Source organism: Pseudomonas sp. NPDC089392 (genome assembly GCF_044749595.1).
Classification (GTDB): Bacteria; Pseudomonadota; Gammaproteobacteria; order Pseudomonadales; family Pseudomonadaceae; genus Aquipseudomonas.
Map to the genome: position 1 here is coordinate 14,924 of NZ_JBIVIF010000043.1, position 26,070 is coordinate 40,993.

A 26,070-nucleotide genomic window follows, 5' to 3' on the forward strand; every position below is an offset into this window, starting at 1 on the left:
CGTCCTGAGACAGCGCTACCTTAGTGGCCGTTCCCTCTCCTTGCAAGTAGTAAAATTACAACATCCATGTCCCGCACCGGCTCCCGCACCACAGGTCGTCCCACCCTGGCAGAAGTTGCCAGGCTTTCCGGGGTTTCCCCGATTACCGCCTCGCGCGCCTTGCGTGGGGTGAGCACTGTCGCGCCAGAGCTGGTGGAAAAGGTCGTCGCCGCAGCGGCGAACCTGGGCTATGTGGCCAACCCGGCAGCCCGGGCACTGGCCTCGGCGCGCAGCCAGTCAGTGGTGGTGTTGATCCCGTCGCTGTCCAACCAGCTGTTCATCGACACCCTGGAAGCGATTCACGAGGTCATGCGCCCGCGCGGGCTAGAGGTGCTGATCGGCAACTATCACTACGATATTGCCGAAGAAGAGAACCTGATCCGCAACTACCTGGCTTATCAGCCTTGCGGCATGCTGCTGACCGGTTTCGAGCGCAGCGATGCAGCGCGGCAGATGCTGGCCGCCAGCGGTGTGCCCTGCGTGCACATGATGGAGCTCAATGGTGAGGCTGGGGCGTTGTCGGTCGGCTTTTCGCAGCAGCAAGCCGGGCGCGCTGCCGCCCGGCACCTGATCGAGCGCGGCCGCAAGCGCCTGGCGTTCATTGCCGCGCAGCTCGACCCGCGGGTGATGCAGCGTGCCGAAGGCTTCCGCCAGGCGTTGGCCGAAGCCGGTTTGCAGGCTACCGAGCTGGAGGTACTGGCCCCGGCCCCTTCCTCCATTGCCTTGGGCAGCGCACTGTTCAGCCAGCTGATGCAGCAGGCGCCGGATGTGGACGGTATTTTCTTCTGCAATGACGACTTGGCCCAGGGCGCGGTGCTGCAGGCGTTGCGTGAGGGCGTAGAGGTGCCGCGGCAGGTGGCGATGGTCGGCTTCAACGACCTGCCGGCCTCGGCCCACATGGTGCCGCGGCTGACCTCGATTCGCACGCCACGGGCCGCCGTCGGGCGCGGCGCGGCGCAGGCGCTGCTGGCGTTGCTCGATGGCAAGCGGGTGCCGAATGCGCAGCAGGATTTGGGTTTTGAGCTGATGGTGCGGGAGAGTTCCTGAGTTCGTCTTGAGTTCGTCTTGAGTGGTGTGGTGGTTTTGAGATCGAGCGCCGCCCGCGCGGCGCTTCGCGGGACAAGCCCGCTCCCACTGTTTGTTTCGGGCCAGTCACTTCTGTGAGGTCACCGCTGGCCGCCTTGTTTGTTCCCCTCGATATCGGCTGCGCCGCTGCTCTTCATCAATCTCCAGCCATGCACCCAGGGTGCGAGTGCGCAGGTGGCAGGAGTAACTGGCCCGAAACAGATGTGGGAGCGGCCTTGTGCCGCGAAGCGCCGCGCGGGCGGCGCTCGATCTTACAGGCAGCACAAAAATCACGACTTGCACCACCCGATCTATGCTCATGAAACCGCGCACAAAGGAGCCCGGCTTCATGTTTGATTTCCATCGCAAGTCCGACCTGCTCGAGATCCAGCGCAGCCACCAGGCCTTGGCCAATGCACAAGCCAAACTGGCAGCCATCAGTCGTTCCATGGCGATGATCGAGTTCGCCCCCGACGGCACCATCCTCGATGCCAACGAGCGCTTCTGCCAGGCCATGGGCTACAGCGCCGACGAATTGCGTGGCAAGCACCACCGGCTGTTCTGTGAGCCTGGCTACGCGAAAAGCGCCGAATACCAGCAGCTGTGGCGTGAACTGGGGCAGGGCAAGGCCATCAGCGGTACTTTCGAACGTATCGACAAGGCCGGGCGCGAGGTTTGGCTGGAAGCCAGTTACATGCCGGTACTGGATGAGCAGCGCCAAGTCAGCAGCGTGATCAAGGTGGCCACCGACATCAGCCAGCGGGTGGTGCTGGAACATGAGAGCGAAAGCCTGCTCAAGGCCATCAGCCGCTCCATGGCGGTCATCGAGTTCACGCCGCAAGGCCGGGTGATCACGGCCAACCAGAACTTCCTCGACACCATGGGCTACCGCCTTGATGAGGTGGTCGGCCGCCATCACGGGCTGTTCTGCCTGGCCCATGAGCGTGAGTCTGCCGCGTACCGCGCATTCTGGGCGTCGCTCAACCGTGGCGAATACCATTCGCACCGCTTCGAGCGCATCAACAAGCAAGGCCAGACGGTGTACCTGGAGGCCTCCTACAACCCGATTTTCGACAGCAAGGGCCGCCTGTACAAGGTGGTGAAGTTCGCCAGCGACATCACCCACCAGGTCAGCACCCAGCAAAGCGCCGCCGACGCCGCCCATGCCAGCTCGGTGCAGACTGACGCCTGCGCGCGCAAGGGCACCGAGGTGGTGCAGCAGACGGTGCAGGTGATCGAGCAGATTTCCCAGGAGCTTAACGACGCCGCGCGCAGCATCGACGCGGTGAGCAAGCAATCGGACGTGATCGGGCAGATCGTGCTGACCATTCGCGGCATCGCCGATCAGACCAACCTGCTGGCCCTGAATGCAGCCATCGAGGCGGCCCGTGCAGGCGAACATGGGCGCGGTTTTGCCGTGGTGGCCGATGAGGTGCGCAACCTGGCGGCGCGGACCAGCAAGGCAACCCTGGAAATCGTCGATGTGGTGCGGCAGAACCACGACCTGTCGCTGTTGGCGGTGGCCAGTATGCAGTCAAGCCTGAACCGCACCGGCCACGGCGTGGCGCTGGCTAACGAGGCGGGTACGGTGATCATGGAAATTCAGCAGGGCTCACGGCACGTGGTAGATGCCATCAGCCAGATCAGTTCGACGCTGCAATTGCATTGAGCGCATCGCGCATTTCGTCAAGCAGGGCCTGCAGGCTGGCTTGCAGTTGTGCGCGCTGGTCAACGGTTGGCTGCCCCTGTGCGTTGGCTTGTTCGATGGCTTCGCAATCCTTGACCACGGTGCGCACCCTGATCATCTTGGCCCCGCCCTTGATACGGTGGGCCAGGGCGCGGACAGCCTCATCAGGCGTATCCTGGCCTAGCGCGCACAAGGCAGCCAGGTCTTCGCCGACACTTACAGATAGTTGTTCAAGCAAATGCCGCGTCAGTTGTTCGTCATCCTGGGTCAGGTGGCGCAGCTCAGCCAGGTTGAACCCGCTGTGGCGCGCTTGCGCGGGCTGTAGCCGGGAGTGGGCCTGGGGCAGGTGGGCCTTGAGCGTACGCAGGCCAATCGGCTTGAACAGGCATTCGTCCATACCGCTGGCCAGGCAGCGGTCACGCTCCTCGGCCTGGGCATTGGCGGTGACGCCGAGGATTCGGCACGCTGTCAGGCCGCGTTCGCCCTCCAGGGCGCGAATGCGGCGGGTGAGTACGTGGCCGTCCATGACCGGCATGCTGCAATCGGTGATCACCAGGTCGAAGCGCGCGGCCTGCCAGCGTGCCAGGGCGATTTCACCGTTCTGCGCCAGGGTTACGTGATGCCCCAGGGTATGCAGTTGCCGCTCCAGCAACAGCAGGTTGGCAGGGTAGTCGTCGACCACCAGGATGTTCAGCGGGCCGCTGTTGCTTTCAAGTGTCAGCACCTCCTGCTCAATGTGTGTCGGTGCTGCGCAGGTGGCCAGTTGCAGGTTCACTTGAACCTTGGTACCGACGCCTTCGACGCTCTGCAAGCCCAAGGTGCCGCCCATCAACTCGGCCAAGGTGCGGCTGATGACCAACCCCAGCCCCGCCCCTTGGCGTGCCCGCGGGCCCTCGGCCTGGACGAAGGCATTGAACAGCCGGGCTTGGTCGGCGGGGCTGATGCCGATGCCGGTATCGCGCACATTCAGTTCAATTGCCAGGCTGTTTTGCTCAGCGTCCTTGGCCAGCACCAGGCTGGCCTGGACTTCGCCACGGTCGGTGAACTTGATGGCGTTGCTGATCAGGTTGGACAGCACCTGCTTGAGCCGCAGCGGGTCAGCCACAACCCAGACGGGCGAAGCGGGCAGCTCGCTGTGCAGATGCAGGCCTTTGGCTCGCGCATTGCCTTCGAACACCCGAACCGTGGCGCGTACCAGTTCAACCAGGTTGGTGGCTACCGGTTGCAGGGTTATGTGCCCGGACTCGATGCGTGAAATGTCGAGAATATCGCCAATCAGTTCAAGCAGGCCGATGGCCGAGTCATGAGCTGTCTGCAAGGTCTGGGCGTCACAGCGGCCGCTGCGGCTGTCTTCCAGGGCCAGCTCCAGCAGGCCGATCACAGCATTCATCGGGGTGCGGATTTCATGGCTCATGGTGGCCAGGAAGGTACTTTTGGTGTGGCTGGCCTGTTCTGCGTCGTCCTTGGCCTGGCGCAACTGTTCAAGCAGGCCGCGGCTGAGCGCCAATTGCGCCTGCAGTGCATGTTGGGCCTCGGTGCGTTGATTGATGAGCTTGCGCAGGTAGCTGTTCCAGAACACCACCCCGGCCAGCAGCAGGGCCGACAACACCAGCACCTGCAAGGCCAGGGTGCGGTAGTCGCGCCACGGGCTGTCGCTGACCAGCGTGCTGGTGCGCCAACGGTTGATCAACTGGTCCAGTTCTTCTGGCGGTATGCTCAGCAATGCCTTGTCGAGTATGGCTTGCAGCTGCGGTTGGTCGGAGGCCACGGCAAAGGCGGCGATGGCCGGGTCGTCATCGAGCACACGGGCGATGCGCAAGCGGCCCTTGAACACATGGCTGATGTAGTAGGCGGCATTGATATGGCTGCTGAGGGCGACGTCGGCAGTGCCGTTGGCCACGGCTTCCATCAGGCCGAGGGGGTTGTCCACGTCGACCAGCCTGGCCTGCGGGTAGCGTTGCTGCAACACGGCCCGTTGCGGTGAGCCGCGTACCAGGGCGATACGCTGGCCGTCCAGGGCCTTGGCTTGCCCCGGCGCTGCATTGTCGCTGCGGGTGACCAGTACCCTTGGGCTGACCAGGTACGGGCGGGTATAGCGCAGTTGCCTGGAGCGGTCTGCGCCGTAGCCCAGGGCGCCGATCATCTGTGCATCACCTTGGCCCAGGCGTTCAACCATCGCATAGGCTGAAGTGCTTTCGATGGGTTTGAAGTGCAGCCCGGTGCGCAACGAAATCTGCTTGAGCAGGTCGAGGGTGATGCCGCTGGGGTGGTGCTGGGCATCGTTGAAGGTCAGTGGCGCCAGGGAGGTATTGATCAGCACGTCGATGCTAGGGTTGGCGGCGATCCAGGCCTCTTCTTCGGCGGTCAGCGCGGCGAGGTGGCGCTGTAACAGCAGGCTGGTGTTGCCGCTGCTCCAGCGCCGCAGGATGTTCAGGCGTTCGCTTTCGCTGATGCGCGCCAGCGCTTGGTCGACCAGCCGATGCAGGCGCGGGTTGTCGCTGGCCAGGGCAAAAGCGAAGGCCTCGGGGGCAGTTTGGGAAAAATGGTCGATCTTCAACGCGCCCTGATAACTCTTGCCGATCGTGAAGTCGGTGCTGATGGCGTCGCCCAGGTAGGCGTCGGCCTCGCCCAGTTCGACGGCAGCCAGCCCGGCCAGGGCCGAACGGTACAGGCTCAATTGTGCCTTGGGGTAGAGGGCGCGTACGGTACTGGCCGGCAGGTAATGATCGACCATGGCCAGGCGCAGGCCGGCAAGGTCGGGCGTGTTCTTCAAGCTGCGCCCCTCGCGGGTGACGACCACCGGCAGGTCTTCAGCATAGGGGGCGCTAAGGCTGAGCTGGGCATCTGCGGCCTCGAAGGCGTTGGAGCTACCCAGCAGGTCGATGCGGCCATCACGCAACGCGGCAATGGCTTCGTGGCGGCTGTCGAAGCGGCGTACGTCGATGGTTATGCCCAGCTGTTCGGCAATGATACCCGCGTAATCGGCGCTGAGGCCTTCGTAGTCGTGCTGGCTGACGTTGATTTCAAATGGCGGGTAGTCGGGCCGCGAGCTGCCCAGTACCAGGTGTTGGCGTTGCTGTAACCACTGGCGGTCTTCGCTGGGCAGCGATAGCGGCGCTGCGGCGCTGACCGAGCGGGCCAGCAGTTGGCGCGGTTCACTGTTGGCCGACAGCCCGCTTGAACCCACCAGGCCGATGGCCAGAAGGGCGCTCGCCAGCAGGCGCTTCATGGCTGCCAAGCCCTCAGTAGACGCTGTTGCGCTTGGCCAGGTCGACCATTTCAACCAAGGATTCCGTCTTGAGCTTTTCCATGATGCGGCCTCGGTAAGTACTGATGGTCTTGGCGCTGAGGTTCATGCAGGTGCCAATGTTCTTGTTGTTTTCGCCACGCGCCAGGCGCCGCAGCACTTCCATTTCCCGGTTGGAAAGGCTGGCCAGGCGCACAGGCTCGCTTTCCAGCGAGTTGCTGTTGACCGACATCTGCGGGAAGGTCGAGTAGCCCTTGACCAGGGCCTTGAGGGCAAACAGCAGCGCCTCGTGGTCCTCTTCCTTGGTGACGAAGGCACCGATGCCGGCATCCAGGCAGCGCCGCACGTACAGGTCGGTGGCTTGCCCGGTCAGCACCATGATCTTGGGTACTGGTTCCAGGCATTGCAGGCGCTTGATCACTTCCATGCCATCCAGGCCGGGCAGGCCGATGTCGAGAATGACCACGTCCGGGCGCAGTTCGCGGGCTACCTGCGCCACTTCGCTGCCATTGCCGACCTCGCCGACGACACGGAAGCGCTCACGCTCGAGCAGTAGGCGCAAGGACAGCCGGACGATGGGGTGGTCGTCGACGATCAGCACAGTTGTCATGGGGAAAACTCCTGTCGGGATGTGGTCCGCTTCCTGGAACACTCAGGAATACGTCTGCAAGTGGGGTTATCGGAAGCGCTGCACGATACGACCATTCCCGAAGTTTGGTAATGCCGAGTATAGAAGTGTTGATAAACCCCGTGGTTGTTGTCGAAATTTCCTACAAATAACGAGAAAGACATCACCCTATCAAAGCGGCGATGTCTGTTTTTTGCGGCCAGTCAAGCGCAGGCGGAGTGTGCTTTTTTCACGCGCTGGGTCGAGGCGGGGTTATTGAGCAGCGCCTGGCCGGCCCGTGTCGGGCGGGCCACCAATTGGCCGGAGCAGTTTGGGCAACGGCCCTGGAAGCGGGTTTCGGCGCAGGCGCGGCAGAAGGTACATTCGAAGGAGCAGATCAGCGCGTCGGGGCTGTCACCCGGCAGGTCGGTATCGCAGCACTCGCAGTTGGGGCGTAAATCCAGCATGGGCATGACTCCTGTTCGCAGGCGGGAACCTGGAGTCTGCTACGCCCGCGGCAAGCCTGGCAATGCTCAGTCGCCAGGGCGGTACAAGTGGGCGTGCCCCGCGCGGTACAAGGCCGACTCGGCGAACGGCGTGTCGCCCAGCACGTGGCCCACCAGAATCAGCGCCGTGCGCCGGAAGGCCTTGGCCGCAACCAGTTTGACGATATCGCCGAGGGTGCCGCGCACCCAGTCCTGGTCGGGCCAGGTGGCGCGATGCACCACCGCCACCGGGCAGTCTGCGCCGTAGTGCGGCAGCAACTCATCGACGATACGCGCCAGGTGCTTGACCCCCAGGTGGATCGCCAAGGTGCTCCCATGGCGCGCCAGGTCGCCCAGTTGCTCGCCCGATGGCATCGGCGAGCTGTCGCCATAGCGGGTGAGGATCACCGTCTGCGCCACCTGTGGCAGGGTCAGTTCGCAGCCGAGCAGGGCTGCGCTGGCCGCCGTGGCGGTGACCCCGGGGATGATCTGGTAATCGATGCCCAGCACCTGCAGGTGGCGGATCTGCTCACCGATGGCGCCGTACAGGCTGGGGTCGCCGCTGTGTACCCGGGCCACATCCTGGCCTTGTTCGTGCGCATTGCGCATGGCCGCGATGATCTGCTCCAGGTGCAGTTCGGCACTGTTGATCACGGTCTCGGCCTGGTGGCCTTCAAGCACGGCGGCAGGTACCAGTGAGCCGGCATAGATGATCACCGGGCACTGGCGGATCAGCCGTTGGCCCTTGACCGTGATCAGTTCCGGGTCGCCGGGGCCGGCGCCGATGAAGTAGACCGTCATTGAAAGTCCTTGCAAGAAAGAAGAGCGAAACGTTCAGCAGGCCAGCGCGAGGGTGGCCGGGCCCATTACCTGGCGCGTCAGCAGCAAGCGGGCCGTACCAAGCTGCTGGCAGGCCAGGGCCAGGGCAGCGCTTTCGGCCACGCCCCAGCAGCCGCTGTGGGCATGGGCTGCGGCAGAGCGGTGGCTGAGCAACGGTTCGTAGGGTTGCAGTTGCGCGCTATGGTACAGCACCAAGGGCAAACCGAGGCGCTCGGCCAACTGCTGCAAGCCGGGCTCGTCGGCCTTCAGGCTGATGCTGGCGATGCCGCGTAGATCAGCCAACGCCAGGCCCTGGTTGCCCAGCGCCTGGTGCAGCAAGGTTTGCAGGGTATCCGCCGGGCAACCCCGGCGGCAGCCGAAACCGGCGTAAAAAACCGGCATCAGGCCTGGCTGGAGCGGCGGAACAGCCATGCGCTGAGCAGGCCCAAGGCCAGCCAGAAGGCGGCGTTGGTCAGCCAGGAGGCCACTTTGAACTGGGTTTCCAGGGCTTCAGGGGCCAGGCTTTCGTGCACCTCGGGTTGCGGTGCGCCGATTACATGGGGAATGACCAGCAGCACGGCACCCAGCGCCTTCAGCAGCCAGTGGCGGGCGAACACCAGCAAGGCCAGGCCGAGGGCGGTGGCACTGGCTGTGCCGATCCACCAGGCCTGGCGTTGCCCCAGGTCGGCAGCCGCAGTGCCTGGCAGTTCGGGTGGCAGGCCCAGGGTTGGGGCCAGGCAGAACACGGCAAAGCCGGCCAGCCCCCACCATGCGCCAGTGCCGGCGCGCTGTGGCTCGCGCAGGCTGTACAGGGCGGCGAGGATCAGGGCGAAGCCGACCGCGACCACCAGGTTGCCACCGGTAGTGGACAGCACGCGTTGCCAGCCGTCTTCGGGCGACCAGGCTTCGGCGCTGTGTTCATGGGCAGGCACTTCACTGCCGTGCTCGTGGTGTGCGGCCGGGGCGGAGGACTCGTAGGTTTCTGCCTCAAGGATCAATGGGGCGACCCAGAAGCTTTGCAGCAAGGTCAGCAGCAGGGCAGCCAGCAGCCCGCTGAAGCCCGCGGTACGGGCAATGCGCGTGATCATCGGGCGTACTCAGTGGCAGGGGAAGGCGGCGCTGTGACGGGTGTCGTGGGCGGCGTTGTGTACGGCCTCGATGTGCGAGAAACCGGCGAAGTACACCAGGCACAAGCCCAGCAGGCTGGCGCCGACGGCGATGACTACGCGCTGGCTGAGGGTAACAGGGGTGGCAAGGCTGTGTGGCTTGGTGCTGGTGACGGGCATGACGCGTTCCTCTGCTTTTTGTGGGCAATGGGCAAGCGCGGCAGCCCCGAGCGTGTACGCCCAGGGGAATGCAACAGCGCCCGCCCACCGCGGGGTGTTCATGAACGCCAGGCCGGTCTCCGGGCTTGCGAGGAGGAGCTGGGCTCCTGGAAAGCGTCACCTTCCCATGCCGAACTATCGGGCACAGTGGTATAGACGTTTCGCTCGCTTACCGTTGCGGGGGCAGCACCGGCCTTGTCCGGCCCTGATTGAAGGGCCTGCGACGCACCGGTTTCCCGTTTCACCCCCATTGGGGGCACCTGAACGTGAGGCATAAGGAGAGCATGGGGCGGGCTTGGCGTCAATCGCCATATTGGGCCGCTTTGCGGCCCTTCGCGGGCTTGCCCGCTCCCACAGGTGTGCCGCTGAACCTATGATTTGCGATATCCCTGTGGGAGCGGGCGCGCCCGCGAAGAGGCCAGTGCGGCAGGTAGAGAGATCTATGCCGTGCGCGCGCTGCGGCCGGCCTCATGCTGGTCAACCAGCACGCGAATACGCGGGATCAGCGCTTGTCCGTACTCAACCGCATCAAGCAGCTGGTCAAAACCGCGGAACAGGAAGGTGGTCACCCCCAGTTCGTAGTAGGCCAGCACCGACTCGGCCACCTGGTCTGCGGTGCCCACCAACGAAGTGGAGTTGCCCGCACCGCCACCCAGTGCCGCAATCTCTGTCCACAGACGGGTGTCATGCACCTTGCGCTGGCTGGCCAGTTGCACCAGGCGCTCGGAACCGGCGTTGCTCTTGCCAAAGTTTTTCTCGCGGCGGTTGCCCTGACGAATGCCAATACGTTCCTGGGCGTCGGCCAGTATGCGTTCGGCGCGGCCCCAGGCTTCGGCCTCGGTGGCCCCCAGGATCGGCCGCAGCGACAGGCTGAAGCGGATGTGCTTTTCGCGCCCATAGCGTGCCGCTGCCTTGCGCACCTTGGCGATGCGCTCGCGTACCTGCTCCAGCGGTTCGCCCCACATCATGTAGACATCGGCGTGCTTGGCAGCCACCTCGACCGCCGCGTCGGAAGCGCCAGAGAAGTAGATCGGCAAGTGCTGCACCGGCTTGACCAGGGTCAGGTTGTCTTCGATGCGGTAGTGAGTGCCCTGGTGGTCGAACGGTTCGTGACGGGTCCAGGTGTCGCGCAGTACCTGCAGGTACTCGTCGGTGCGGGCATAACGGGCATCCTTGTCGAGGAAGTCGCCATCGCGCTGCAAGTCGCCGCTGTCACCGCCGGTGATGACGTTGATCGAGGCCCGCCCACGGCTCAGCTGGTCCAGGGTGGCAAACTGGCGGGCGGCGAAGGTCGGGGCCTGAAAGCCCGGTCGATGGGCTACCAGCAGGCCGATGCGCTCGGTGAGGGCGGCCACGTAGCTGGCCAGGATCAGCGAATCCGGCGCGCTGGTGTTGACCGCCAGCAGCGCCTTGTCGAAGCCGCCGTATTCCTGGGCCTGGGAGAAGGCCTTGATGAACTCCAGATCCACCAGCGGGCCGCGTGGCGCCTGGGATTCGCTGCTTTCCTGCGGGCCGATGAGGCCGATGAATTCGAGGCTCATGGGTGAAGCTCCTGTGCTGTTGAGTGGCGAGTCGGGCCGCGACAGGAGCGCTGCGTGATGCAGGGGGTGGGCTGCCTGGCGGGGCTGTGGTAAACGGCCTCCGCCAGGTGTGGGGTCGGTCTTGATGGGTAGACCATAGCGTGGGGTGGGTGGGGTTGTGAAAGGCTTTTTGGATCTATGCTAATTATGTTTTAAGGGAATTAAATCTATATTTAAAATTAATAAAATGCATTTTAAATATAGGCGCCAGCACAGGTAATAGGTGGCGGCTAGTCAGTCCCGGTAATCCAGCCCCTCCCGATCCAGCTGCCGGATCAATGCATCCCAGTGCCGCTGAATGCCTTCCCCCAGCCCATCGGAAAACCGCTTCGACTGCTCATGTACCTTGGCAATCGCCGCTGGCGCCGCGTGCAGCAACTGGTCATTGCCCCCGGCCTGCGCCGCCACCTGGATATTGCAGGCGCGCTCCAGCCCGTGCAGTTCACGGAACGCATGTTCGACACTGATGCCTCCCGTCAACAGGCCATGATTGCGCAGGATCAGGATGTTGCTGTCGCCCAGGTTGGCCACCAGCCGCTGTTGCTCGTCCAGGTCCAGTGCGACGCCCTCGTAGTCGTGGTAGACCACGCGGCTGTAGTAGGCCAGTGCGTGCTGGGAGATCGGCAGCAGGCCATCACGCTGCGCCGACACCGCTGCGCCGTCACGGGTGTGGGTGTGCAGCACCGCCTTGAGGTCGGGCCGTGCTCGGTGGATGGCGCTGTGAATCACATAGCCTGCCTGGTTGATACCCAGCCCCAGCGGGTCGTCGATAATCGTGCCGTCCACGTCCACCTTCACCAGGTTGGACGCGGTGATCTCGTCGAACAGCAGGCCGAAGGCGTTGATCAGGAAGTGCTCGTCAGGCCCCGGCACGCGGGCCGAGAAGTGCGTGTAGATGTGGTCGGTCCAACGGAACAGGGCGGCCAGACGGTAAGCCGCAGCCAGTTTTACCCGCACCTCCCATTCTTCGGCGCTGACGCGTTGGCGTACGCTGTTTTCCTGCGGGGTGACGACAGACAGTGCAGTCATGGTGTTCTCCAAAAGGTGTGGGTTCAGTAGCCGCGTTGGGTGTCGACCAGGTTGTGCAGCGGTGCCTGTTCGCGGTAACGGGCGAAGTTGTCGAGAAACGCTTCAAGCAGGGCCGGGTAGCCGTCCTCGGAAATCGCCGAGGTGTGCGGCGACAGGAACACGCGTGGGTGGTGGTACAGCGGGTGGCCCGCTGGCAATGGCTCCGGCTCGGTGACATCGAGGCTGGCGCGGCCGATCAGGCCGCTGTCCAGGGCTTCGAGCAGGGCGTCCTGGTCCAGCAACCCGCCGCGGGCGATATTGATCAGGTGCAGCCCGGGCTTTGCCTGGGCCAGTACCTGGCGATCGATCAGGCCACGCGTGGCGGGGGTGAGCGGGGCGGCGATGACCAGGTGGTCGCTGCCGGCAAACAGCTGCTGCAGGTTGTCGACGCGTTGCACGCCTGGCACCTCGGCAATCGCCTGGCCGGGGCGGTTCAGCGCAAGCACCGACATGCCCAAGGCCGTCGCCTTGCGTGCCAGGCTCTGGCCGATGCTGCCGAAACCGAAGATGCCCAGGGTACGGCCACGCACCGGCGCCAGTGGGGTCAGGCGCCAATCGGCGTCCTTGACCCACAGGCCTGGCAGTTGTTTGGCGGCGGCGAACACCAGGGCCAGGGCGAATTCGGCCACCTGTTCGGCATTGGCACCACGGCCACTGGTGACTGGCGGGCCCTGGAACACCCAGGCGGGGTAGAAGTCGATGCCCGAGGACACCACCTGCACCCAGCGCAACGACCACGGCCAGCCGGCTGGCGGGGTGTCCACGCGGTTACCGCGCACGTTGACCGGGCGCAGGATGAACACGTCGGCAGGGGTGTCCAGTTGCAACTGGCTGGGGGCGATATCGACCACCTCGTGGTCGGGCAATTGTTCACGCAGGTACTGGTTGGCCTGGGCGTCCAGCTGGCTGGCGATGATCGAGTGGCTCATGCTGCCACCTCCGCCAGGGCTGCGCGGCCGACCTGGCCGAGCACCACATCGTCCTGCGGGGTGTGGATGCGGCTGCACAGCACATCGCGGTAATGCCGCTCCAGCGGGTTGCGCCGCGACAGGCCGGGGTTGCCGGCGGCCTCTATGGCCAGCTCCACGGCCTGGATGGCATTGCGGCTGACCAGGTGCTTGAGCTGCCCGGCATGGCGCGGGTCGACCTGCCCGGTCACGGCGGCGTCCAGCAAGCCCTGGTTGGCGAACAGCAAGGTATCGATACGCCCGACCACCTCCTGGAAGCGTGCCAGGCTGGCCAGTGGTGCACCTAGGTTGGAAGGCGCGCGCTGGTTGAGGAACTGCACCAGCCAGTCGCGTGCGGCCTGGGCTACGCCGTCGTAAAGCGCGGGTAGCAACACCGCCATCCACAGCAGGCCAGTGCTGTCCAGTTCGGGGCGTGGCGCGCTGGCCGGGCTGACGCTGACAGCATGGTCCAACGGGATCAGCACCTCATCGAACTGCACTTCATGGCTGCAGGTAGCGCGCATCCCCAGGTGGTCCCAGTCTTCGACGATGCGGATGCCGGGCGTGTCCTTGTGCACCAGGAAGCCGCCCACCAATGGGTCCTGGTCATCGCTGCGGGCCCACACCAGGTACCAGGTCAGGCCATGGCTGCCGGTGGAGTAGATCTTTCGCCCGGACAACCGCCAGCCCGCGGTGGTGCGCCGGGCGACGGTGGCTGGCAGGCCGCCGCGGGCAGGGGTGCCCAGCGCTGGCTCGACGCGAAAGGCGTTGATCAGTGCGCCGTTGGCCACGGCATCGCGGGCTACCTGCAGGCGCAGGTGCTCGGGCCAGCGGGCTTCGTCCTGCAGGCGGAAGTGCTGTAGGTACTGCATCACCAGAATCAGTGCGGTGGACGGGCAACCCTTGCCGACGGCGGCGACTACCCGGCGTGCACTGGCCAGGTCGGCACCGCCGCCACCCAAGGGGCGGGGCACGGTTAGGCCCAGCAGGCCGTGGCGGTGCAGCAGGTTGAAGTTGTCGGCGGGGAACTGGCCATTGCGGTCGTAGCGTTCAGCGTTGGCGGCAAGGGCCTGGGTGAGTTCGGCAAGCGCGCTGGCGGAAGGGGGTTGACTCATGGGTATTCATCCCTGGAACACGGTGGGTTTCTAAGACCGTATTCGTATGGATGATGACTGTAAAAGTCTTTTTTGTTCTATGCTAATTATTACTTTTTTGAATTTAAGATTAATATTTTTATGCGGATGAGGTATTTTTTCGTGGTGGCCGGGTTGCGCTGTCGTGCATCAACAGAGGTCCTTGTGGGAGCGGGCTGGTCCCGCGAAGCAGGCAACGCGGTGGATTGCACCGGCTCTGCCGGTGATCGCGGGACAAGCCCGCTCCCACAAGGGCGCAGAGCGCCCCCGGCAATCTCAGCTCAACCGCAAAGCTGCTGCCCAGCCACCCGGCCAAACAACTCCACCGGCTCCTGCAGGTTACCCAGATAGCGCGGATGGAACAGCCACAAATCCACCTGCGGCTTGAAGTCCGTCACGTTGACCACGTCCAGCGCATCCCGATGACGGCTGTTCTGCAGCAATGGCTCAGGTACCAAGCCAAGCCCCTGCCCATTGGCCACCAGCCCCAATTGCAGCTCGGTACCAAAGGTCTCCAGATTGATCGACAGGCTCAACCCCTGTTCGCTGAGGGCGCGCTGCAACCCAGCGCGAAAGCCGCAGCCATCAGGGTTGAGCACCCAGCCGCGGGTGTAGCAATCCTTGAGCTTGAGGTTGCGCTTGCCGGCGCTGCCCTTGGCCACCACCACCCGTAGCGGCATGCGTGCGAGCGACTGGCTGGCGATGCCTTCGGGGAAGATCTTGCCCGGCGGGAACAGCGCGGCGGCGGCGTCGAGCTCGCCGTTTTCCATACGCGCGATCAGGCTGCTGCCCCAGCCGCTGGTAACCTGGGTGCGCAGGTCGGGGTAGGTTTCGCGGATTTGCGCCAGCGCATCGAGCAGCACCACATCACCCAAGGTTTGCGGTACGCCCAGGCGCAGGGTGCCAGACGGGGCGCCGTCGTTGGCCACCAGCTCGCGCAACGAGTCGATCTCGCGCAGGATCGCCTTGCACTGCTCGTATACACGCAGGCCCATGGGGGTCGGCTTAAGGGGCTTGGTGTTGCGGTCGAGCAGGGTGGCGCCCAGGTCTTCCTCGAAGTTCTGCACCCGGCGGGTGATGGCCGGTTGGGTCAACTGCAGGGCTTCGGCGGCGAGGTTGGTCGACTGGCAACGGATGACCGCCACGAAGGCGTCCATGTCATCAATTTTCATATACGGCGCTCACATAGTGGGGCGGTGGGACATACCTTGAGAGCATAATCCCGATAACCCGAATTGTCACAGCACCTGTGGGAGCGGCGTTGCGTCGCGATGGGCTGCGAAGCAGCCCCGGGTAACTCAAACTTGCCCAATCACCCCCGGGCAAACGCCGCCAGCTTCTCCCCATCCAACCGGTAACGCACCCACTCATCCTGCGCCTCGGCCCCCAGCTTCTCATAGAAGCCGATTGCCGGTTCGTTCCAGTCCAGCACACTCCATTCCAGCCGCCCGCAGTTGTTCGCCACCGCCTCGCGGGCAATGTGCTGCAGCAACTGCCGCCCGGCGCCGTCACCGCGTTGCTCGGGCGTCACGTACAGGTCTTCCAGGTAGATGCCATTGCGCCCCAGCCAGGTCGAGTAGCTGTAGAAGTACACGGCAAAACCGATTGCCCGGCCATCGCGCTCGCACATCAGGCTGTGCACCGTGCTGCCTTCGTCGAACAGGCTGTGCTCGATGTCGGCAAGAGTGGCAACCACTTCGTGGCGGGCGCGCTCGTATTCGGCCAGTTCGGTGATGAAGGCCAGGATCTGCTCGGCATCGGTGCGAACGGCAGGGCGAATGGTGAGGCTCATGGGACGGCTTCCTTGATCCAGGGTAACGGTACAGTGAGGTGTATCTACATAATTTAATAGAACTGTACCGGTCGCAGGAGAGGGCGACTCCGTTAGTGTGACAGCACCTATAAAGAATGTGGAATGCCCGCCATGCTTGCCTCTGCCGACCTGCTGACCGCCTTCGTGCTGTTCGCCTTCGTGTCCTCCATCACCCCGGGGCCCAACAACACTATGTTGCTGGCCTCGGGGGTGAACTTCGGCGTACGCCGCTCGATCCCTCACGCCTTGGGTATCAGCTGTGGCTTCATGGTGATGGTGCTGGCCGTCGGCCTGGGGCTGGGCGAGGTGTTCAAGGCCTGGCCGCCGCTGTACACGGTGCTGCGCTATACCGGCGCGGCGTACTTGCTGTACCTGGCGTGGAAGATCGCCACCTCCGGGCCGGTCGGCACGGCCTCGTCCAGCGCGCGCAAACCGCTGGGCTTCTGGGGCGCGGCAGCGTTCCAGTGGGTCAACCCCAAGGCCTGGGTGATGGCGGTAGGGGCGATTACCACCTACACGCCGGCGCAAGGCTATGTAACCAATGTGATCGTCATCGCTGCCTTGTTCGCCTTGGTCAACCTGCCCAGCGTCGGTGTTTGGGTGATGTTTGGCAGCGCCCTGCGCAACCTGTTGCAGAACCCGCGCTGGCTGATGCTGTTCAATGTCCTGATGGCCTTGCTGCTGGTGATTTCACTGTACCCGCTGCTGTTTGTAGAATCGGCGTTTTCCTAGCCCCGCGAGTACGGCAAACCCATGCAGTTGATTCCCTGGTCCCACGAATGTGCCGAAGGCTTCACCCTACGTGGCTGGCGAACCCCGGCCAGTGGCAAGCCGCTGCTGCACTTCTTGCACGGCAATGGCTTCTGCTGCCTGGCTTACCAGCCATTGCTGATGCGCCTGGGTGAGCATTTCGACTTGTGGCTCTGCGATGTCCAGGGGCATGGCGACAGCGACCATGGTGGAGTGTTTCGCGGCTGGAACCGTAACGCCGCCCTGGCCGTGGAGGCCTTTCAGGCCGGGCGTGAGGAGTACGGCGACGTGCCACGGTTTGCCGTGGGGCACAGCTTCGGTGGCGTGCTCACCGGGCTGATCCTGGCCAGTGAGCCGCAGTTGTTCGCGCGTGCCGTGTTGCTCGACCCGGTGCTTTTCAGCCGGCGTATGCTCGGCATGATGGGGGCGGCGGCACTGGTCGGCCTGCATCAGCGCCATGCCTTGGCGCGCAAGGCCGCCAGCCGTCGTAGCCATTGGCCTGACCGCGAAACGGCGCTGGCTTCGCTGCAAGGCCGTGGCATCTTCAAAGGCTGGACCGACGCGGCGTTGCAGGCCTATGTCGAGCATGCCATCGGCGATTGTGGCGAAGCCGTGGTGCTCAAGTGCCGGCCCAGCCGCGAGGTGGAAATCTTCAGCTCGTTCCCCAAGCGCATGTGGGCCAGCCTTGCCGCCATCAGCACGCCGACGCGGGTGCTGTATGGTGAGCATACCTACCCCTTCGTGCCACGCTCGGTGAACCGCCTGGTAGCGCTCAACCGTAATGTGAGCGCGCAGCAGGTCGCGGGTGGGCACTGCTTCATGCAGGAAGACCCGGCCATGGCAGCCGAGCAGGTGCTCGGTTTCTTGCAGGGCTGATTGTTCCATTTGTGGAACGATGTAGGCCAATTTAGCTGGCTACCGCCAGATTGGCATCATTGATAAGGTTATCTCAACCGAGAGAGGAGCCTTCTCATGAAAAAGATTCTGGGTATTCACCGCAGCCCTCACGCCCACTGGGTAGGTGATGGTTTCCCGGTGCGCAGCCTGTTCACCTACGACAACCTGGCCAGCAAGATCAGCCCGTTCCTGCTGCTGGACTACGCTGGCCCGCATGACTTCACCCCGACCAATGCGCGGCGCGGCGTTGGCCAGCACCCGCACCGCGGCTTCGAGACGGTGACCATCGTCTACCAGGGCGAGCTGGAGCACCGTGACTCTACCGGTGCAGGTGGCTTGATCGGCCCAGGTGACGTGCAGTGGATGACGGCCGCCAACGGCATCATTCATGAAGAGTTCCATTCCCCAGGCTTTGCCCGCAGTGGCGGTACGCTGGAGATGGTGCAGTTGTGGGTCAACCTGCCGGCGCGGGACAAGCGTGCAGCGGCCGGCTATCAGACGTTGCTGGCCAACGATATCCCGGTGGTGGCGCTGGACGCAGATGTCGGTAGCCTGCGGGTGATCGCGGGTGACTTCCGTGGGCACCAAGGGCCGGCGCGAACCTTTACGGCCATGGATGTGTGGGACCTGCGGCTAAATGCCGGCGCAGCCTTGCAGCTGCCGGTGGCCGCCGGGCGCAACGCGGCGCTGGTGGTGCTGCGCGGTAATGTGCGGATCAACGGCGAGCGCGAAGCCGGCCCGTCAAGCCTGGTGCTGCTTGACCAGGGTGGCGAGGATGTAATGGTCGAAGCGCTGGAAGGTGCCAGTGTGCTGCTGCTTAGCGGTGAGCCAATCGATGAACCCATCGTTGGCTATGGCCCGTTCGTGATGAACAGCCAGGCAGAGATTGCCGAGTCGTTCGACGATTTCCATGCCGGGCGGTTTGGGCAGATGCAGGATGAGCGAGGCGGAGCTGCGCACTGATCCTGGTTGATTGAATGGCCTGACCCGGCCATTCATTTGCTGGCATGATGCATCCATGCCCAAGCTCACCCTCCAGCACGGCGTGCGCCGGTCTTTATCAAACCCCAGCCACCATACCCTGTGGCTGCGCTACCGCGCCCCCTACCACTGGCCCTCGACCTTGGCCTTCCTCGCCGCCCGCTGCATCCCCGGCATCGAAACCTGCGCCGACGGCATCTACCGTCGCACGTTGATCGTCGCAGGCCACCACGCCGTCCTGCACGCCACGCCATTGCGCAACCAATTGCGTGTCCACCTTGAGGGCGTTCCCTCAGCAATGCTTCCCGCCCTGATCGCCAGGCTAAGGCGCGTCTTCGACCTAGACGCCGACCCCGCACGCATCAGCGCCGAACTGTCCCGCGACCCACTGATGGCCAACCTGCTCATGCAACGCCCAGGCCTGCGCGTGCCACAAGGCTGGGACGCCTGCGAGCAAGCCATGCGTACCGTATTGGGCCAGCAGATCAGCGTGGCCGGGGCCATGACCCTGGCCGGCCGCCTGGTGCAACGTCACGGCGTGCCCCTGCGCTTGCCCGCACCAGGCTTGAGCCATGTGTTCCCGGCGCTGCCGGTATTGGTGGCGGCGCAGTTCGAAAACATGGGCATGCCGCGCGCCCGCGCCACCACCCTCGGCACCCTGGCCAATGCGTTGCTGGCCGAGCCCGGGCTGTTGCGCAGCGGGCAAGTGCTGGACGACTTGCTTCGCAACCTGTGCCGGCTAAAGGGCATTGGGCCGTGGAGCGCGCAGTATCTGGCGCTGCGCCAGGCCGGCGCGGCCGATGCCTTGCCGTTGGGCGATGTGGCGTTGATCAAGGCGTTGCGCCTGCTGGAAGGCGATGAAGCGCAACTGGCCGAACGGGCGTTGGCCTGGCGGCCGTGGCGGGCCTATGCGGCGCAGCACCTGTGGGCATCACTGGGGCCGGCCGGGACCACTCGTCGTTAAGTTTGCCATTGCATTCGAACACTCGGCCCTTGCTGGCAATCTTCCACTAAGGTGCTAGAGGATTCCCCGCATGATTATTGCCCCGGCGCATGGACGCCTGCCTGGGCATGCGCAATATCAATTGGCGCCCCGCCCCACAAAGGCGTACTTCCACACAACAGGCCATCCCACAGAGAGGGTCGTACCATGTCGTTGATTGGAGTTTCGATGCTAGAGATGCGGCAGATGATCGAGCAGGCCTGCCTGCCTGATCGCTGTGAAGTCAGCTGCCCGGACGGCGCCAACCTGACCATCCGCCTCGGCCAGGGCCAGAGTCTCGATGAAGGCGTTACCCTGAGCGGGGTCCCGCTGCAAAGCCTTAACAGTTGCCGTGACCTGGTCAACCTGGTGGGGCAGCTGCATGCGCTGCGCGACAGCCACCCAGCGCCACTCAAGGCCATCGCCTGAGCGCGCCCGCCGTGCCCCGGTCAGCCCAGGCTGGCCGGGCGTACGTATTCCGGCATCAGGCCGTTGAACCAGAACAGGATCATCGCCACCAGCATGGTCACCAGCAGCAATAACCCCACACCCCAGACACAAGTGGCGAACAGCATGGCCTGTTCCTTCTTCAGCCGCAGGAACGTCTGCAACCCGCCATACAGCAATACACTGGCATAAGCCGAGGCTGCGATCAGCGCTGCGAAGGCCAGCCAGCGAATGGGCACCAGGCCGACCACCCCGGCAAAGAACCACGGCGTGGCGCAGTACGCGGCAAAGCCGATGCACTGGCTGAGGCTGGGCTGCACATCGAAGCCGCGAGACATCCAGCGGATCATCACCCCCATCAGCATCACCCCGACCACCGTGGTGGCGTATAGCAGGCCTGCCAGTTGCGCGGCGCTGCCCATACTCAGGCGTACCCGCTCTTCGGCCGCCAGGCTCCAGCCGAAGGTGGTGGTGCCAACGAACAGGCAAACGGCGGGGATCAGCGCCAGGGCCAGCAGGCGTGGCAGGTATTGCTGCGGGTGATCTTCTTCAGCCCGGCGAATGTCCAGCCAGGCGTCGGCGGGGTGGGTGAAGAGCTTGAGCAACGGACTGTTCATGGCGTTCTCCGGCAGGCGTGGGCCCTTTTGCTATGGAGACATGCCGCGCCCGGTGGGTTCAGCCAGGTTGGCCGCCGTTGATCGGCTTACTGCAGTTCCAGCAACAGGTTCAGGCCGCCATCGCCGCACTTGCCGTGGTCGCGGACCACGCCGTGGTAGCTGCGCCCGTCCCACATGAAGGCCACGCTGTGGGCGCGGTCGACCTTGTCGGGCAGCGGCGGGCAGATATGCAGGCGCAGCGCCGGGCGGCCTTGCAGGTTGAGGGGGGCGAGCTGGCATTGGCACTCCACGCTCTGCGCCACCGGGCCGAACAGGGTGTCACGTACGTAATCGAGTTGCAGCGAGGCATTGGGCGCGCGACCGGGCATTTTCATGGGCGCGCGGTACCGGTGCAGGGGCTGAAGGAACAGGGCAGGTAGCGCATGGCAGGCTCCAGGCAGAAGTGGGCGCGGCTTATTGTTTGAAGCTTGCCTGGCCAAGATGTTCAAACTGTTTCATGTGCGTTCATCTGGTTTGCGCCCGCCTTGCGCAAGGTCAGGTTGATCCGCCGTTCACCCAGGCGCGGATGCACGCCGGGCTTGATGGGCTGTACGCCATGAAAGCGCAAGCGGTCTTCACCGCCCCAGACCAGCACATCACCGTGGTTCAGGGGAATGCGCTGGCTTTTGTCGGCGCGCTGCAAACCACCGAACAGGAACACCGCGGGCAAGCCCAGCGACACCGACACGATCGGCTGGCCGAAGTCCTGTTCGTCGCGGTCCTGGTGCAGGCTCAGGCGGGTGCCGGGCAGGTAATGGTTGACCAGGCAGGCATCGGGCACGAAGCCGTCGAACCCGGCCATGGCCGCAGCGCGGCTGGCCAGGCTGAGCAGCACCGGGGGCAGGGCAGGCCAGGGTTTGCCGCTGAGCGGGTCGCTGGGGCTGTAGCGGTAGCCGTGTTCATCACTTACCCAACCTAGCGTGCCGCAGTTGGTCAGGCCTACTGCCATGCGTAGGCCACCCGGGGTGTGCATGTGCCGGAACGGCGCGGCGCGCAGCACCGGGCGCAGGGCGTCGAGCAGCGCCTCGGTTTCGGCCAGGGCGAAGCCGGGCAGCAGCACGGTGTGGCTGGCCAGGCGTTGCGGCTGGGGGCCGAACAGGTCGAGGTCGGACTGGATCATGGGATAGGTGTCGGGTTGGGTAGGCCCATTGTAATGCGCTTGGCAGGTCTGGCCTATTCGCGGGTGAACCCGCTCCCACAGGGACCACACAGATTTCGGACCTGTGTTGATCCTGTAGGAGCGGGTTCACCCGCGAATAGGCCGGTAAAACAAACAAGAAACGGCACAGGAAAAAAAGGAACCGCGGCACCAGGGAGAGGAGCACCGCGGTTCAAGGGGGAGACGCTTACTTCTGGGTCACAGTTGCCAGGTTCGTGCTGCCCAGCTGGGTGATGGTGGCGGTTTGCGCGATACCGCTCTGGTCTACGAACGCCTTGTTGCCCTGGCCTCCTTGGGTCACGTAGGCGACGTTGATGCTGTCAGTCTGCTTGATGGTGGCTTCGTTGCCGCTACCGTACAGCTGGTTGGTGATGCTCTGGTTGCTGTAGCCGGACTGGTCGAGGGTGATCGAGTTGCCGGTGCCCTGGCTATTGCCGTAGGCATAGTTGTCGGTGCCACGCTGGTCGGCGACCAGGATGTTGTCGGTGCCGTTCTGCTCGAAGTACAGCTCGTTGTTGCTGTCGGCCTGCTTGGTCGACATCTGGTTGCCTTTGCCTTGCTGGCCCAGCGTGGCCAATTGGTTGTCGCCGTTCTGGGTCAGGTTGACGCTGTTGTTCTTGCCGTTCTGGTTGATGGTGGCGGTCTGGTCGGTACCGAACTGGCCGCCCATCTTGGCGCCTTTCCAGTTGCTGGCGGTAACGCTGTTGCCATCGCCCTTGGTGTTGATGGTGAGGTTGAGGTTTTCACCGTTCTGGTAGGTGAAGTGCAGGTTGTTGCTGCCGGTCTGGGTAATGGTGGTGTTCGAGTTGTTGGTCTCGAACTGGTCCGACCAGCTGGCGTTGGCGGTGCCTTTTTGCGACAGGCTGGCGGTGTTGCCCATGCCGAAGCTCTGGTCGATATAGCCTTCGTTCGACTGGCCAGTCTGGGTCACGGTCGCCTGGCTGCCAATCTGGGTGTCTTGCCACACTTCCACCGAGTTGCCACCACCGTATTGGCCAATGCCGATGGTTCCGCCGGTGCCTTCACGCTGGTCGCCATAGGCCCAGTTGTCGTGGCCGTCCTGGAAAACCTGGATATTGCCGTCGACGTGGTTCAGGTGTTCGGCGGCGGCATAGTTGTCCTGGCCGGTCTGGTTGACGTTGCTTTGGTTGTTGATGCCGCCGAAGGTCTGCTCGATGAAGGCTGTGTTGCGCTGGCCAGACTGAGTGGTAGTGGCCTTGCTGCCTTCTTGGCTGTCCTGCCACACGGTCGAGGCGTTTTCGCTGCCTTGCTGGGTTTGCAGCGATGTGTTGTTCACACCCAGGGACTGGCTGGCGAAAGCGTCGTTGTAACTGCCACCGGCCTGCTGGGTGATCTGGCTGCCGTTCTCGTACAGCTGCTCACCGTAGCCAGCGTTGTACGAACCCGTGGCGGTCTGCTGGATGTCGCTGGTGCTGTTTTCCTGGACCGCCAGGTGGTTGTGGCCCTTGCCGGTCTGGTTTTGCGTGGCAGAAGCGAACGGCGCCAGGGTCTGGGTGACTTCGGCTTTGTTTTCCTTACCGTCCTGAGTCTGGGACGAGGTGCTGTCAGAAGCCATGGCCTGACCTGCGAGGGCCAGGACAATAGCGACACTTAGGGGAGCGAGCTTGTACATGGTGGTGCCTCCAGGTCTATCTGTATTGAGTGATCTGAACATGCTGGCCATTGCCGTTCTGGCTCACAGAGCTGTTTAGGCCTGTGCCGGACTGCACGATGCTGGCGCTGTTGTCGTTACCGATCTGTTCGATGGCTGCGCTGTTGCTGCTGCCGCTCTGGCGGATCGATGCGTTGTTGCCATATCCCTGTTGGCTGATAACGGCCATCAGGTCACTGCCTTCCTGCAAGATGTACGCTTCCTGCGCGCCACCGGCCTGGACGATGCGGCCCAGCAGGGCCTGCCCGTTCTGGTCGAGGGCGGCGCGGTTGCCCGACCCTTGCTGCTCGATCACCGCGGCCTGGCCGGCGCCGACCGGCAGCAGGCGGATGATCACCGGTTCACCGAGGTCGTTGCCGGGCGCGAGGTCGGCATTGTCCATCAGGTCATCGGCCCAGCTGGCCTGGCCCACCAGGGCCAGGCTGAGCAGCAAGGGATACAGGCGTTTCATCGCAGCCTCCGGCCTTTACTGCACGACAACGTTGACGGTGCGGCTGGTGCCTTGGCTGGTGGTGATCGTCGCCGTCGGCGCGGCAGTCGGGATCACCGTGGTGCTGTTACTGACCGACAGGCGCCAGCGACCGGTCAACGGTACTGTGGCGGTGCCCAAGGTTTGCACGCCGGTGGTGGTGGTCACCCGCACGGTGACGGTGTTGCCGGTGGTTACCGACGAGGTACCGCTGAGGTCCCAGTTGAAACGGTTGTTGGAGCGTGCCGTGACCGTGGCTGCCGTGACCGCGAAGGTTTCGGCGGCGGGCCGTGGCGACACGTTGACGGTGACCGTGCCCGGGGTGGACAGCGCCCCCAGCGAGTCACGAGCCTGGTAGGTGAAGGTGGTGGTGAAGGCGGTGGTCACCGTGGCCGGTGGGGTGTAGGTCACCGTGGTGCCGTCGGTGCTGACCGTGCCTCGGCCAGTCGCTGGCTGGGTGATGTTGCCTACGCTTAGCGGTACGTTGCCTTCCGGATCGGTGTCGTTGGCCAGCACGTTGATGGTCAATGGCACAGCCAGGGTGGCAACGGTTTCCGGGTTGGCGGTTGGTGCCTGGTTAGGCGCGACGTTGATGGTGACCGTGGCCGGTTCCGACTTCAGGCCTTTGGCGTCCACCGCCCGGTAATTGAAGATGGCCACCAGCGGTTGCGTAGCCCCGGCTGGCGGGGTGTAGGTAACCGAGGTGGTGCCGTTCATCACCACGCCGCCAAGTCCGGTACCGGGCTGGGTCAGGTCGCTGATGGCCAGCGGCACGTTGCCGTCCGGGTCGCTGTCGTTCTGCAGCAGGTTGAGGGTGATCGGGATACCGACACTGGTGTTGGCACCATCGGCCTGGGCGAGTGGCGGCTGGTTGGCCGCTTCGACCGGGGCAGTGCCGACCACGACCACCGGCTCGACGTCGCTGCCGCCGTGCGCCGACTTGACCGTGATGGTGGCCGGCGGCTGCGCCACGTCGTTGACGGTCAGGCTTTGCTGCGCGCCCTGCTTGGACATGCGGCCGTAGCCCTGGGCCAGCAGGTCCGGGACCACCACCTCGTCACTGGAGCGGGCCTCGATCACCAGGCGTTTGGTGGCCCATTCGTAGCGTGCGGTGCTGACCTTGACCACGTCGGTGAGTTTGCTCGAAAGCGCGGTCGGCTGGGTGCCGGCGGTGCTGTTGCTGGCGGTGACCACCACAACCGGCGGTGGCGGGTCCTGGCTGAGCTGCTGGGTGAAGAACAGCCCGCTGTCGTCGGTGATCAGGTCGTATTGGCAAGGCACAGGCGGGGTGCCGATCAGTGCCAGGCCATTGCGCATGCACAGGCCGGCCTCTTTGGGGGCCTTGGCGAACACTTCCACACGGGTGCCGTTGCCGTTGCGCGAGTAGGTGGCGCGTTCGAGCGTAACCGGCGTTTGCGCACGTTCGTCCAGCACCTTGCCCGAGACCGTGAACAGCGAGGTTTCGATACGGCCGGGTGGGCCGTCGATGCGGATATAGTTGGTGTCGAACGGGCTGCCGACTACGGCTTCGGGCCGGTTCGGGTCGCCGATGAAGAGGTCGGTGGCGCCGGTGTCCGGGTTGAGTTCCGGGTATGGCCCGCCAACACCGCGCAACCATGGCCCGATGGCGCCGTTGAGCGCGCCGCGGAAGTTGCCCGGTGCGCCGATGCCGATGTCGCGAGTGATGTTGATCGCCCGCCGACCGGGCGTGGTGACGTTGACCGTCTCTACGCCATAGGGGTGGGTGATGGTGTAGGTACCGGCGCGCGGCACCGAGACGCGGATGCGAATGCGAGCGAAGCTCTGCTGGTCGCCATCGACCGGGTTTTCTGCGGCGAAGGCCGCTTCCACGCCGGCCACGTAGGCATCCAGTTCATAGCCACTGTTGCCCACTGCAGGGATGGTCGCCTCGGCCAGGAACCAGAACATTTCCGGTGGCCAGTTGTCGGGGAACACCAGCGGCAGGGCGTCGTCGTAGATGCCCGGCTCTGGCAGCAGGGTACACATGTAGGACGGGGCGGCCGGCGTACCCGGAACTCGCGAACTGGTGGCTCGCGACTGGCACAGTTCCAGGGACTGGTTGAGGCTGTCCTTGTACCACATTGGGTAGCCGCCAGTGGCAAAGGTGTAGGGGCCCGGGTCGACATCAGACAGCGCGGCGAAGGCGGCACTGGTAATGGTGAGGGAGAAACCGGCGGCGAACAGCGCACGGCGCGACCAAGTGTTCATGCTGCCTCCTTGA

General features: G+C 64.3%; 25 protein-coding genes, 2 pseudogenes and 1 riboswitch. Of the genes and pseudogenes, 8 read left to right on the forward strand and 19 right to left on the reverse strand.

Features of this window, described 5'->3' with window-relative positions:
• Nucleotides 1–66 precede the first annotated feature (66 nt).
• From ACIP1G_RS26110 to ACIP1G_RS26120, 3 genes and pseudogenes are all read left to right on the forward strand, one after another.
• Nucleotides 67–1,086 carry a LacI family DNA-binding transcriptional regulator gene (locus ACIP1G_RS26110; RefSeq protein WP_400742221.1) on the forward strand — a complete coding sequence of 340 codons (1,020 nt, stop codon included), beginning with the start codon at nt 67–69 and terminating at the stop codon, nt 1,084–1,086.
• Between the two features lie 367 nt (nt 1,087–1,453).
• Nucleotides 1,454–2,236, forward strand: a pseudogene (locus ACIP1G_RS26115) (PAS domain-containing protein); the annotation flags it as partial.
• A 105-nt stretch (nt 2,237–2,341) separates the two neighbouring features.
• Nucleotides 2,342–2,773: pseudogene (locus ACIP1G_RS26120) on the forward strand (methyl-accepting chemotaxis protein); the annotation flags it as partial.
• Here ACIP1G_RS26120 and ACIP1G_RS26125 read toward each other — a convergent pair.
• The 13 genes from ACIP1G_RS26125 to ACIP1G_RS26185 form a co-directional block, all read right to left on the reverse strand.
• Nucleotides 2,748–6,020, reverse strand: a complete 3,273-nt coding sequence (locus ACIP1G_RS26125) for a transporter substrate-binding domain-containing protein (RefSeq protein WP_400742223.1) — start codon at nt 6,018–6,020, stop codon at nt 2,748–2,750. The pseudogene ACIP1G_RS26120 and the gene ACIP1G_RS26125 overlap by 26 nt on opposite strands.
• Before the next feature lie 13 nt (nt 6,021–6,033).
• Complete coding sequence (locus ACIP1G_RS26130; RefSeq protein WP_400742226.1) at nt 6,034–6,648, reverse strand: response regulator; 615 nt, start codon at nt 6,646–6,648, stop codon at nt 6,034–6,036.
• 221 nt (nt 6,649–6,869) lie between these two features.
• A complete protein-coding gene (locus tag ACIP1G_RS26135) occupies nt 6,870–7,112 on the reverse strand; it encodes a DUF1272 domain-containing protein (protein ID WP_400742229.1) in 243 nt (80 codons plus the stop codon).
• A gap of 66 nt (nt 7,113–7,178) precedes the next feature.
• Complete coding sequence (gene cobM / locus ACIP1G_RS26140) at nt 7,179–7,931, reverse strand: precorrin-4 C(11)-methyltransferase (RefSeq protein ID WP_400742232.1); 753 nt, start codon at nt 7,929–7,931, stop codon at nt 7,179–7,181.
• A 33-nt stretch (nt 7,932–7,964) separates the two neighbouring features.
• Complete coding sequence (locus ACIP1G_RS26145; protein WP_400742234.1) at nt 7,965–8,351, reverse strand: cobalamin biosynthesis protein; 387 nt, start codon at nt 8,349–8,351, stop codon at nt 7,965–7,967.
• A complete protein-coding gene (locus ACIP1G_RS26150) occupies nt 8,351–9,037 on the reverse strand; it encodes a CbtA family protein (RefSeq protein ID WP_400742237.1) in 687 nt (228 codons plus the stop codon). The genes ACIP1G_RS26145 and ACIP1G_RS26150 overlap by 1 nt, the downstream gene beginning before the upstream one ends.
• Before the next feature lie 9 nt (nt 9,038–9,046).
• Complete coding sequence (locus ACIP1G_RS26155) at nt 9,047–9,235, reverse strand: CbtB domain-containing protein (RefSeq protein ID WP_201207055.1); 189 nt, start codon at nt 9,233–9,235, stop codon at nt 9,047–9,049.
• Between the two features lie 92 nt (nt 9,236–9,327).
• Nucleotides 9,328–9,553: riboswitch (cobalamin riboswitch) on the reverse strand.
• A 161-nt stretch (nt 9,554–9,714) separates the two neighbouring features.
• Nucleotides 9,715–10,815, reverse strand: coding sequence for an LLM class flavin-dependent oxidoreductase (locus tag ACIP1G_RS26160; RefSeq protein WP_400742240.1), 1,101 nt, complete (start codon nt 10,813–10,815; stop codon nt 9,715–9,717).
• Nucleotides 10,816–11,088: 273 nt separating this feature from the next.
• On the reverse strand, nt 11,089–11,883 hold the full coding sequence (locus tag ACIP1G_RS26165) for a class II aldolase/adducin family protein (protein WP_400742243.1): 795 nt from the start codon (nt 11,881–11,883) through the stop codon (nt 11,089–11,091).
• 23 nt (nt 11,884–11,906) lie between these two features.
• Entirely contained in the window at nt 11,907–12,851 is a 945-nt protein-coding gene (locus ACIP1G_RS26170) for a D-isomer specific 2-hydroxyacid dehydrogenase family protein (protein WP_400742245.1), read from the reverse strand.
• Entirely contained in the window at nt 12,848–13,984 is a 1,137-nt protein-coding gene (locus ACIP1G_RS26175; RefSeq protein WP_400742248.1) for an acyl-CoA dehydrogenase family protein, read from the reverse strand. The genes ACIP1G_RS26170 and ACIP1G_RS26175 overlap by 4 nt, the downstream gene beginning before the upstream one ends.
• A 299-nt stretch (nt 13,985–14,283) precedes the next feature.
• Nucleotides 14,284–15,174: a LysR family transcriptional regulator gene (locus ACIP1G_RS26180; protein ID WP_400742251.1), complete on the reverse strand. Its 891-nt coding sequence runs from the start codon at nt 15,172–15,174 to the stop codon at nt 14,284–14,286.
• Nucleotides 15,175–15,314: 140 nt separating this feature from the next.
• A complete protein-coding gene (locus tag ACIP1G_RS26185) occupies nt 15,315–15,794 on the reverse strand; it encodes a GNAT family N-acetyltransferase (protein ID WP_400742254.1) in 480 nt (159 codons plus the stop codon).
• 123 nt (nt 15,795–15,917) lie between these two features.
• Here ACIP1G_RS26185 and ACIP1G_RS26190 point away from each other — a divergent pair, with 123 nt between their 5' ends.
• From ACIP1G_RS26190 to ACIP1G_RS26210, 5 genes are all read left to right on the forward strand, one after another.
• Nucleotides 15,918–16,547 carry a LysE family translocator gene (locus tag ACIP1G_RS26190; protein WP_201204020.1) on the forward strand — a complete coding sequence of 210 codons (630 nt, stop codon included), beginning with the start codon at nt 15,918–15,920 and terminating at the stop codon, nt 16,545–16,547.
• Nucleotides 16,548–16,568: 21 nt separating this feature from the next.
• Nucleotides 16,569–17,441 carry an alpha/beta fold hydrolase gene (locus ACIP1G_RS26195; protein WP_400742257.1) on the forward strand — a complete coding sequence of 291 codons (873 nt, stop codon included), beginning with the start codon at nt 16,569–16,571 and terminating at the stop codon, nt 17,439–17,441.
• Nucleotides 17,442–17,537: 96 nt separating this feature from the next.
• Nucleotides 17,538–18,425 (forward strand): pirin family protein, encoded by an 888-nt coding sequence (locus ACIP1G_RS26200; protein ID WP_400742259.1) that lies wholly within the window; start codon nt 17,538–17,540, stop codon nt 18,423–18,425.
• Between the two features lie 55 nt (nt 18,426–18,480).
• Nucleotides 18,481–19,407 (forward strand): DNA-3-methyladenine glycosylase family protein, encoded by a 927-nt coding sequence (locus ACIP1G_RS26205; protein ID WP_400742261.1) that lies wholly within the window; start codon nt 18,481–18,483, stop codon nt 19,405–19,407.
• A gap of 186 nt (nt 19,408–19,593) precedes the next feature.
• A complete protein-coding gene (locus ACIP1G_RS26210) occupies nt 19,594–19,854 on the forward strand; it encodes a DUF1652 domain-containing protein (protein WP_063914185.1) in 261 nt (86 codons plus the stop codon).
• A 20-nt stretch (nt 19,855–19,874) separates the two neighbouring features.
• On the opposite strand, the gene ACIP1G_RS26215 is transcribed toward ACIP1G_RS26210, so the two are convergent.
• The 6 genes from ACIP1G_RS26215 to ACIP1G_RS26240 all read right to left on the reverse strand — a co-directional run bounded on the left by ACIP1G_RS26215 (nt 19,875) and on the right by ACIP1G_RS26240 (nt 26,057).
• Nucleotides 19,875–20,489, reverse strand: coding sequence for a Yip1 family protein (locus ACIP1G_RS26215; RefSeq protein WP_400742264.1), 615 nt, complete (start codon nt 20,487–20,489; stop codon nt 19,875–19,877).
• Nucleotides 20,490–20,575: 86 nt separating this feature from the next.
• Complete coding sequence (locus ACIP1G_RS26220; protein ID WP_400742266.1) at nt 20,576–20,863, reverse strand: hypothetical protein; 288 nt, start codon at nt 20,861–20,863, stop codon at nt 20,576–20,578.
• A 110-nt stretch (nt 20,864–20,973) separates the two neighbouring features.
• Nucleotides 20,974–21,648: a DNA oxidative demethylase AlkB gene (gene alkB, locus ACIP1G_RS26225; protein ID WP_400742269.1), complete on the reverse strand. Its 675-nt coding sequence runs from the start codon at nt 21,646–21,648 to the stop codon at nt 20,974–20,976.
• 226 nt (nt 21,649–21,874) lie between these two features.
• Nucleotides 21,875–23,320, reverse strand: a complete 1,446-nt coding sequence (locus ACIP1G_RS26230) for a curlin (RefSeq protein WP_400742272.1) — start codon at nt 23,318–23,320, stop codon at nt 21,875–21,877.
• A 16-nt stretch (nt 23,321–23,336) separates the two neighbouring features.
• Nucleotides 23,337–23,810, reverse strand: coding sequence for a curlin (locus tag ACIP1G_RS26235; protein WP_400742275.1), 474 nt, complete (start codon nt 23,808–23,810; stop codon nt 23,337–23,339).
• 15 nt (nt 23,811–23,825) lie between these two features.
• Complete coding sequence (locus ACIP1G_RS26240) at nt 23,826–26,057, reverse strand: Ig-like domain-containing protein (RefSeq protein ID WP_400742278.1); 2,232 nt, start codon at nt 26,055–26,057, stop codon at nt 23,826–23,828.
• Between the last annotated feature and the right edge of the window lie 13 nt (nt 26,058–26,070).